We start from the raw sequence: 9,258 nt of genomic DNA, 5'->3' as shown, positions 1-9,258 counted from the left end.
ACTCACATCTCCATTAACAAACATATATTCACACCATATTAAATATACAGGAAAAGAATTCAGGATAGCATATTCAATAGATACAGATAATCTTATAGTAATTGTGCACCTTATAGCAGCACATGAAAACTTTTACAAAAAATTAAAATTACTAATAGACCGCTAATTAATCAGTAGAATTTTCTTTTAAAATTTCTAAAGTCGTATTTATTGCCTTTAAAGCAGTATTTAATTTTTGGTTCATTATTTCCTGATCTTTTTCTCGATCTTCCAGTGATCCTCGAATAAGCTTGTTATATTTGCTGGTATAACGCCAATATTCTGTTGTTTCACTAAGCTTTTTATTTAGAATAATTAATTGTTTAAAAGATTCATAATTTCTTTCAGTTTTATTATCATATTTGACTTTTAAATTGTTAACATACAAATTTATCATGCTTGCCTTGGCACAAAACATTTGAATATTAGTATTTTTATCCTCAATATACTGCTTCATATTCTCAAGTATAGGAATAAGCTCATCCAAGTCCTTTAAATATTGACTATACCTACCTTGATTGATAATTGCACCTGTATAAACAGCTGGAAATTTTCTCGGAGCAAGAGGTAAAACCGGTTCACTTTTCTGAATATCAACCTGTGATGCACCCGAATAATTATCCAGTTTAGGCAACTCACCAACATATCCTGCGCCACTTGTAAACAGTACAATTATACAAATAGCACTAACCTGCAATAATGATAATTTAAAAAGATTTTGTTTTTGAAACATATTTTACTCTAATGCAGCTATCTTATCTTTATTAATTCTAATAATAAGGATACTGCATTTCAAAAATAACCTGATTCCTCTTATTATATGATTTATCAGTAAGACAAAAAATTAGCCCCTAATAAAGGAGCTAATTTTTCTAATATTCTATATTCTCTTTAATTCTTCCAAAATACCAATCATAGGATCATTCTCAGGAAGTTCTGCATTAGAACTTAGTAATCTCGCATACAGCGCATAGTATTCAGCAAAATATTCCTGAACATTCTCACTTGAATAATTTGATATAAATGACTGACTCATTTTAGCCTGCTTATAAAGCTTTTCAACCCTTTTTACTACATTTTTATCTAACGAACACCAGACTAAATGCGCAAATTCATGAGCAACACATGCCGGTATAAACTTCAATGTTTGAGGAACTTCCCATAAAAAATCCCTTAATCTTTCAATTCCAACATATGCATTATCCCCACCAATTCCCCTTAATGAACAGTACGAAATATTTTCAAGATAATTCCTATTCTTCAGGTATTGATTTGCAGGATAGTCTGTTAACTTAGTATCAATCGGCGCAATTACAAAATGAGAATCACGACTATTTATTATTGGAATAAAATTTTCAAAAGGTAAGACCGAAGCAATTATGATATTTTTCTCTGTTTTATTTAATTGTTCGTAATTTTTAAATAACTTAGAAATACCTGCTGGATCATTATAATCACCAATATCTCGAGTACTAAACCTTTTCTCGTACAAAGCCTGAGCTAATCCCAGATATGCAGGATAGCAAAATTTATGCTCTTTAATTACTTTTTTATACAAATTAATAGCATTATCCAGATCACCTGATCTAAACAACTGAGTAGCTTCATTATATTCAGGAAATGCTGTGTTTAGTTCAGTAAGATTGCTTGAAAATTCAAACCTGTCGATAATCAAGCTGGAAAACTTATCATAAGAACAAGCATCATCTTCCAGGGTTTTAAATATAGTAAAATAAACTTCTATTGCCTTATTATGATCAGTATTTTCATATATCATAGCCTTCATGCCAAGTAAATCATTAATATAAATATGATTTCCTGAAGCATTAGAAAGCTCTATGGCCTTATCAACATATTTCAAAGAATTACTAAAATCCTTAGTCCTGAAATAGAGAAAGGCTAATTGATAATTAATCATAATATCATACGGTTTCGACTTAACAGCTTTTCTAAGCGCGCTAATTGCACCAGAAACTTTACCAAGCTGAAATAGAACATAACTATACTGCTGCCATATCCAAGGATCTTCTGGATTAAACTGGGAAGCCAAATCAAACTTATCTTGAGCTTTTATTAACTCTCCTACTTGAATATGACAAAAACCTGCCTCGCTTAATGCTTGCCAGTTAGATGGTTCATTTTTTATTAATTTATTTAAAATGTTTAATGCTTCTATATAGTTTTGAGATTGAATTAATTCGATAGCTTGTTTCATTTTAATTCCAAAATTTAATCTTCCTGCTACAACTTATTAATAGACCAAAATTCTTGTTCTAAAAATAGTATTTCACATATAAATTCTTATTTCCACACCTTGCAATTACTGAGATTCACAGGGTTATCTAATACCAAACTTTCGTATTAATGGCATATTTATACTTTTTGGTTCAAACTTAAGGTATTATTTATTCTTAATAAGTCAGTAGTTAAAATAAATTAATATATGATTAATTAACAACTCTTTACCAGATATTTATAATTGATATCAAGGATAATAGCCAATTAGATTTAAATTAGGTAACTTGATAATCTTTACTTATTATCATGTTTTTCATATTTTTAAATAGAATATAGTTTAAAAACTATTATCTGTTAAATAATGGAGATAAAAATGGCAAAAAGATCATTTTTAGGTATAGATGTAGGTTCAGTCACAACAAAATTAGCAGTAATAGATGAAACTGGTGAATATATAGACAGTGTAATGCTCAGAACAGCAGGCAAACCTGTAGTTGCAATACAAAGCGGCATGAGTATGCTACTCCAACAAGCAAATGAAGAATATGAAATATGCGGAGTAGGTACCACAGGTAGCGGAAGACAGCTGGCAGGAGCATTAATGGGTGCTGATGTAATAAAAAATGAAATTACAGCGCACGCAGTTGCTGCAAGCATTCATGTCACAGGAGTACAAACAATTCTTGAGATTGGCGGCCAGGATAGCAAAATTATCATATTAAGAGATAGTATTGTTACTGACTTTGCTATGAACACTGTATGTGCTGCAGGAACAGGCAGCTTTCTTGACCAACAAGCAAGCAGACTTAATGTTCCTATTGAAGAATTTGGCTCAACAGCATTAAAGTCAAATTCTCCAGCTAGAATTGCCGGAAGATGCGGTGTATTTGCCGAAAGCGACTTAATACACAAACAACAACTTGGATACCCTGTACCTGATTTGCTCTATGGACTATGTCAGGCATTAGTAAGAAATTATTTAAGTAATTTAGCTTTAGGCAAAGAAATTTTAGCACCTGTCGTATTCCAAGGCGGTGTTGCTACTAATATAGGAATGGTAAAAGCATTTGAAGAAGCATTAGGATTAGAAGTAGTTGTCCCAGAAAACCATCAAACTATGGGAGCCATAGGAGCTGCACTATTAGCAATGGAAAATTATGAATATACCAGGGCTAATACAAAGTTCAAGGGATGGGAAGTAAGAGACTTTAGTTTCAATTCGTTAACTCATGAATGTAATGACTGTTCAAATAATTGTGAAGTGATTACAATAGTACAAGGCGAACTCGAAAATCAAGATGCCAAATCACCCAAAGAAGTTAAAGGCAATATAATTGCAAGATGGGGTGGAACTTGTGGTAAATGGGATCTTGCAGGATAAATTTGTTTTTTTGTTTTATTTCTCTGTTATAATTAGTACAAAAGTTGGAAAGTGATCTATGATATTCCATCCATTAAAAATAAAAGAAAATGTAATCGCAAATAAACCCATCATACAAGGTGGGATGGCAATAAGAGTCAGTAGAGCTCCACTGGCCGCAGCAGTTGCAAATTGCGGCGGAATCGGCTTAATAGCTGTTTCAGGATTGCCTGAGCCAGAGCTAAGAGACCAAATCAGATTAGCAAGAAGCTTAATCACCAATAAAGGTGGTTTACTAGGCGTAAATATTATGTTTGCTGCTTCAGAATTTAACAATCTTGTTAGAATTTCACTGGAAGAAAAAGTTGATCTTATTGTATTCGGTGCAGGATTTTCCAGAGATATTTTTTCAATAGGCAGAGAAGCAAATATTCCTGTTGTTCCAATAGTTAGCTCTGCAAAACTTGCGGTTTTATCTAAAAAACTCGGTGCAACTACAATAATTGTAGAAAGTGGAGAAGCTGGTGGTCACGTTGGAACATGTGAACCAATTAGAAGCTTAATCCCGGAAATACGTGAAGCGCTAGATTCAACTCCAAATTATAAAAACGTGGATCATGTATCGCTTGTAGCTGCAGGTGGAATTACATCAGGTGCCGATATAATGGAAGCTTTTTCACTCGGTGCTGATGGTGTTCAAATGGCAACAAGATTTGTATTAAGTAAAGAATGCGATGTGCATGATAACTTTAAAAAGCTCTTTATTAATACTGAAGAAAAAGATATTTGCATGATTAAAAGCCCAGTGGGTCTACCAGCAAGAGCGATTTTAACCCCACTTACTCAAAGGCTTTTAGATGGCACTATAGAAAAACCTAGTAGATGTGACGTCTGCCTGAAACACTGTTCACATAGTTTCTGTATCATAAAAGCTCTTGAAGCAGCCCGTACAGGTGACTTAGAAAATGGCTTATTCTTCACAGGTGCCAATCTCACAAAATATAGAGATATTATCTCAGTAAAAGAAATTTTTGAGCGACTTGAAAAAGAAGCTGAAGAATGCATTAATAAACGAGATAATAAGTTACAGGAAAGCAATTTATAAATAAGATTTAATTAAAAGTTTAATAAATAGATGAATTTTAATATTCATTTATGATAATATTTATTAGTTTGTAATTATAAGCAGTTAAAATGGTATGCGTTTAAATAAAGATCATAATCTTTCAGGAACATTAATAGTAGTTGAAGGAATTGACGGCTCTGGTAAAAGCACACAGCTGGCATTATTAAGAGATTGGCTGACATCTGTCTTAGGTGATATTATTTTTACCGAGTGGAACTCTTCAAAACTTATTTCTGAAACAATAAAAGAAGCTAAGAAGAAAAATATATTAAGTCCAAGGACCTTTAGCCTCTTACATGCCATAGATTTTGCAGACAGATTAGAGCAGATAATAGTACCACCACTAAAAGCGGGTTTCATTGTTCTTGCAGATAGGTATGTATACACTGCTTTTGCAAGAGATGTTGCAAGGGGTGTTGATCCTAACTGGGTTAGGAATATGTATGGTTTTTCTGTAAAGCCAGATTTATCTTTATATTTTAAAGTTCCAGTTAAGACCTCGCTTGATAGAATCTGCTTAAACCGTGAACCCAAGTTTTATGAAGCCGGAATGGATTTACATTTAAGTAATGATATTTATGAAAGCTATAAATTATTTCAAGGCAAGGTAATAACTGAATACGATAGAATGGTAGATGAATTTGGTCTTATTCAAATTAATGCAGGAGAAACCATTCATAACCAGCAATTATTATTTAGAGATATTGTAAGAAAAAAACTTAGTGAAAAAGGAATAAAAGTCTAAAATCATTATGAGCATACTTAACCCAAAAACAAAGCACGGTCATCCAGGGCTACTAATAGTAATAGAGGGGACTGATGGATCAGGAAGATCTTCTCAGATAAATAAACTGCGTGAATGGCTTGCAATTGAAAGCTATGGAGTAATGGTAAGTGAGTGGAAAACTTCAAGACTCATAGGTAGAGTAATTGACAAGGCTAAAGAGCAGAATTTATTAAATGCTAATACATTTAGTCTTATGTATGCAGCGGATTTTGCAGATAGGCTTGAACATAATATTATTCCTGCATTAAGAGCCGGTTTAATTGTGCTTACAGATAGGTATACATATACTGCATTTGCAAGAGACGTTGTTAGAGGAGTTAGTCCAGTATGGGTAAGAAAATTATATGATTTTGCTCCAACTCCAGACCTCGTTTTTTATCTACAAACACCGGTAGATATACTTTTAAAGCGAATAATTTCTACAAGTGGCCTTGATTATTTTGAGTCAGGACGTGATATAGGATTAAGTACAGATTTTTACGAAAGCTTTAAAATTTATCAAAGCAGAATTACCGAAGAATACACCAAAATGTCTAGTGAATATGATTTTATTACATTAAATGGTAATGATAATATAGATGCAATTCAAACTGCAATGCGGGAAAATATAAAAGCATTATTAAATACAGGAATAATAAAGTAGCTATAATTTAGCTACTTTATTATTTATATTAAACTTTAATTTTACTTATTTTGCTGCTGTAGTAGGCTGTGCTGTCTGAGCTACTGTATATTGTTCCTGAATCTTCGCAATGGTTGGTTCATCAAAATTAAGAACAATACTATCTCCACAATTTATATTTACAGGATAACCTTTACCCAAAAACTGATATGCTGTTCCAATAGGTGTTTCAAATGCAGCCATCCTAAAAGCAGATACGATTCTTGTTCTTCCTGGGTCTGGAACTACTAATCCTGTAGCAAACCCTGTAACCATTCTTGCTCCTGTGCTTATAGCATACACAACTCCACCATTTAAATCAGTTTCTTCGTTTAGAGGAATTGACACACCATTAGTAACAGCAAGAGTGGGTATTCTCTCAACAACCCTTCTCCTTAATGTTTTTGCATATTGAGAAATTGCTAAGCCTAAAACCTCATTTCCCTCAAGTGTGATAACCTGGCAATCAGGTGTTGTAATCTGATTAATTGATATCTTAATAAGACCGTTCTTATTAATAGGCCTCCTACTTGGTTCTCTTACTTCAGTAACTTGGCCTGTAAGAACGCTCCCTGACGGTACTATAATGTTATTACCTACCACTAAGTCTTCGACTACTGCTGCAGAAAATGGATCACCAACTTTTGTTGTTTCATTAGTTAATGTCGTTCTCGAAATGGCCAATATTGCATTATCTTTAACTTCATCAGTTAATTCATATTTTTTAACTTCAGGTTCAGATACTTGCTTCCCGGGAGCAACCTGAGCAATACTTGACTGCATAAAATTACTAGTAATAGCTATTAATAATGATACTGACAAAACTAAGAACCTAACCATAACCCCCTCCATCAAATTTTTATTTATCACTCTCAATAAATTTAAAAGATAATATTGAACTAAACATCTCTTAAATAAATAAATCCTTATACATAAATAATCAATTAGACAGAAGGGTTATGTAAACATATAAAGCAGACTTAATAGCTTTGTACCCTATGTTAAAAAAAGCAAAATAACTAATAATAAGTTGAAGACATTATATTGAGAGGTATAATTATAATAAGAATAATCTCTTAATAAGAAACTGGAGATAATAAATGAGCTCAAAAAGTAGAAAGTTAAAAGGGCAAAATCTAGTAGAATTCATAGCAGTTGCAGCTGTCTTTTTAGCCTTATCTTTAGCTGGACTATATTATTTTGGAGATGCTATAGCAAATCTGTTTGAAAACAACAACTCTAATACTCTTTTTCAAGATAGTTCATCCAGAACAGCCCTGGATCCAGACACTTAGATTAGTTAAAATTAAGATTTAAATATGGTGCTTGCCTAGAAAATGTTAAAATAAACTAATAATATAGTATGTCATTGCGAGCCTGCAACGCAGGCGTGGCAATCTATATGGTGAACATTAGAAAGATTACCACGATGCCAAAAACCCATTATCAATGATTCTTGTATATTAAAGAAAGATTGATGACAATGTGACCGTGGCATAGCCACATCGTAATGACAGTTTGGGCGATTTTAAAAATTTTATAAATACCGAAAACTGCAAATAAACGTTCAAAAATTTATATTAGACAAGATTTTTAAAAAAAGAAAAAACCTTGTCTGTTATAGTGTGAATTGCTGCACCAAGAAATATACCAAAAATAAATGGTAATAAAAAAGGAGTAAAACTCGATATATCAGCGTCTCTGACAACTTGATTAACACTAAATAACAATGATAAGAAAAAATTATTACCTAATAAATGACCTATAACAAATACAGTTGATATAAAAAGCAATATAAGAACAATTAAGAGATAAATAAACCTAAAAATAGGACCAAATATTATACCATGTGTGAATCTTGATCTATGAGCAAATAACTTCATATATGGAAGCCAAATCCATCTCAAAAGCCCCCATCTCTTATACTGCCTACTCTGTACATCCAAATCAGGTCCGAACATTAATTGACTAAAAGTAACAGCAAACGCAAAAACATATATATGTTGAGGATTATTATTAAACACACAGCCACCCAGTAAAAACATAGGAATAATAGATATAAAAGCTATACTGTCATGCATTTTTCCTGATGGCATAAACCTTCCCCAATTTACAAAAATAACTCAATTATTTTAGAACCTCAAAAGGAATAATGTCATTTATTTTGCCATTAACGATAATATCCAGTTCGTATTTTCCGATAGGCCAGTCCTCTTCAGGCTTATTTAGGGATAAAAGCACATTTTTAGAATCCTCAAGCACAAATTTTAACAAGTTCACCGGCACTTTTTGATTATCAGATGTTAAATAATACCAAATAACTTTCAAATCAGTATTTTTAGGTGCATTTGCAATCTCTATAGCTGCGTAAATACACGCAGTATCAGGCTTAAAGAAATTTTTAGGACTTAAAACAATCTTATTCTTGAAATCAGCATTATCTGATAAAGATACTCGACCAATTATTCCTTTACCCTGATAAGGTTCTTGTAGTTCGTTTAATTCCTTTTTGACAAGATCAATACCAGCATCATTTGGCCGTAAAGCTATATAATTAGAGAAATTTTCAATAGCTTTTTTATTATTATGCATGGATTTATAAGCCAATCCCAAATTATAATATGCATCTGCATATGAATTATCAAGTATTACTGCTTGCTCCCACGAATTGATTGCTTTATATAGCTCATTACTTTGAGCATACACAAGCCCAAGATTATAATAGCCAACAGCAAAATCAGGATATTTATTTACTAACTGATTAAAAGAATTAGTAGCCTCTTTTATATCACCTGATTCTATTTCATCAATTCCTTTATTTAGGAGTATTTTGGCATTTTTTGATATTTTACTGCTTCCAGTACTACTATTTTGCCCAACACTACAACCAGTTAATAAGAAAAGAAACAAAAAACTATATATAAATATTTTTTTCATACTACCTTTTTACTAATTTTTCATAACCACACATATAAATAAAATATTAAGAAAAATAACAAGAAATCTTTTACCTACATTAATAATTATAAACATTGAAATAACAGGAT

At 32.1% G+C, this 9,258-nt stretch carries 10 protein-coding genes and 1 pseudogene (1 of these 11 only partly in view); 6 read left to right on the top strand and 5 right to left on the bottom strand.

What is annotated here, in order from left to right; genetic code table 11:
- Positions 1–166: pseudogene (locus A2255_03035) on the top strand (hypothetical protein); it begins 125 nt to the left of the window's first position.
- On the opposite strand, the gene A2255_03030 reads toward A2255_03035, so the two are convergent.
- Together A2255_03030 and A2255_03025 are read right to left on the bottom strand one after the other, a co-directional pair.
- On the bottom strand, positions 167–772 hold the full coding sequence (locus A2255_03030) for a hypothetical protein (protein OGI22785.1): 606 nt from the start codon (positions 770–772) through the stop codon (positions 167–169).
- 147 nt (positions 773–919) lie between these two features.
- Positions 920–2,254 carry a hypothetical protein gene (locus A2255_03025; protein ID OGI22784.1) on the bottom strand — a complete coding sequence of 445 codons (1,335 nt, stop codon included), beginning with the start codon at positions 2,252–2,254 and terminating at the stop codon, positions 920–922.
- A 396-nt stretch (positions 2,255–2,650) separates the two neighbouring features.
- On the opposite strand from A2255_03025, the gene A2255_03020 reads away from it, so the two are divergent.
- From A2255_03020 to A2255_03005, 4 genes are all read left to right on the top strand, one after another.
- Positions 2,651–3,658: a 2-hydroxyglutaryl-CoA dehydratase gene (locus A2255_03020; GenBank protein ID OGI22783.1), complete on the top strand. Its 1,008-nt coding sequence runs from the start codon at positions 2,651–2,653 to the stop codon at positions 3,656–3,658.
- A gap of 58 nt (positions 3,659–3,716) precedes the next feature.
- Entirely contained in the window at positions 3,717–4,742 is a 1,026-nt protein-coding gene (locus A2255_03015) for a hypothetical protein (protein OGI22782.1), read from the top strand.
- 94 nt (positions 4,743–4,836) lie between these two features.
- Positions 4,837–5,508, top strand: a complete 672-nt coding sequence (locus tag A2255_03010; protein OGI22781.1) for a dTMP kinase — start codon at positions 4,837–4,839, stop codon at positions 5,506–5,508.
- A 7-nt stretch (positions 5,509–5,515) separates the two neighbouring features.
- Positions 5,516–6,193, top strand: coding sequence for a dTMP kinase (locus tag A2255_03005; protein ID OGI22780.1), 678 nt, complete (start codon positions 5,516–5,518; stop codon positions 6,191–6,193).
- A 45-nt stretch (positions 6,194–6,238) separates the two neighbouring features.
- Here the strand turns inward: A2255_03005 and A2255_03000 are convergent, their stop codons facing one another.
- A complete protein-coding gene (locus A2255_03000) occupies positions 6,239–7,051 on the bottom strand; it encodes a hypothetical protein (GenBank protein ID OGI22779.1) in 813 nt (270 codons plus the stop codon).
- 260 nt (positions 7,052–7,311) lie between these two features.
- On the opposite strand from A2255_03000, the gene A2255_02995 reads away from it, so the two are divergent.
- Positions 7,312–7,506 carry a hypothetical protein gene (locus A2255_02995; protein OGI22778.1) on the top strand — a complete coding sequence of 65 codons (195 nt, stop codon included), beginning with the start codon at positions 7,312–7,314 and terminating at the stop codon, positions 7,504–7,506.
- A gap of 285 nt (positions 7,507–7,791) precedes the next feature.
- On the opposite strand, the gene A2255_02990 is transcribed toward A2255_02995, so the two are convergent.
- Positions 7,792–8,307, bottom strand: a complete 516-nt coding sequence (locus tag A2255_02990) for a hypothetical protein (protein ID OGI22777.1) — start codon at positions 8,305–8,307, stop codon at positions 7,792–7,794.
- Positions 8,308–8,338: 31 nt separating this feature from the next.
- The gene (locus tag A2255_02985; GenBank protein ID OGI22776.1) at positions 8,339–9,148 is read right to left on the bottom strand and encodes a hypothetical protein; all 810 of its coding nucleotides are present in this window, start codon (positions 9,146–9,148) and stop codon (positions 8,339–8,341) included.
- Positions 9,149–9,258: the final 110 nt, after the last annotated feature.

This window comes from Candidatus Melainabacteria bacterium RIFOXYA2_FULL_32_9, from assembly GCA_001784615.1.
Classification (GTDB): domain Bacteria; phylum Cyanobacteriota; class Vampirovibrionia; order Gastranaerophilales; family UBA9579; genus UBA9579.
This window is presented reverse-complemented; position numbering and strand designations above follow the sequence as displayed.

Coding starts and splice junctions, on each gene's coding strand:
- A2255_03030 (OGI22785.1), bottom strand. CDS start 772: ATGTTTCAAAAACAAAATCTTTTTAAATTATCATTATTGCAGGTTAGT.
- A2255_03015 (OGI22782.1), top strand. CDS start 3,717: ATGATATTCCATCCATTAAAAATAAAAGAAAATGTAATCGCAAATAAA.
- A2255_03025 (OGI22784.1), bottom strand. CDS start 2,254: ATGAAACAAGCTATCGAATTAATTCAATCTCAAAACTATATAGAAGCA.
- A2255_03000 (OGI22779.1), bottom strand. CDS start 7,051: ATGGTTAGGTTCTTAGTTTTGTCAGTATCATTATTAATAGCTATTACT.
- A2255_03020 (OGI22783.1), top strand. CDS start 2,651: ATGGCAAAAAGATCATTTTTAGGTATAGATGTAGGTTCAGTCACAACA.
- A2255_02990 (OGI22777.1), bottom strand. CDS start 8,307: ATGCCATCAGGAAAAATGCATGACAGTATAGCTTTTATATCTATTATT.
- A2255_03005 (OGI22780.1), top strand. CDS start 5,516: ATGAGCATACTTAACCCAAAAACAAAGCACGGTCATCCAGGGCTACTA.
- A2255_02995 (OGI22778.1), top strand. CDS start 7,312: ATGAGCTCAAAAAGTAGAAAGTTAAAAGGGCAAAATCTAGTAGAATTC.
- A2255_03010 (OGI22781.1), top strand. CDS start 4,837: ATGCGTTTAAATAAAGATCATAATCTTTCAGGAACATTAATAGTAGTT.
- A2255_02985 (OGI22776.1), bottom strand. CDS start 9,148: ATGAAAAAAATATTTATATATAGTTTTTTGTTTCTTTTCTTATTAACT.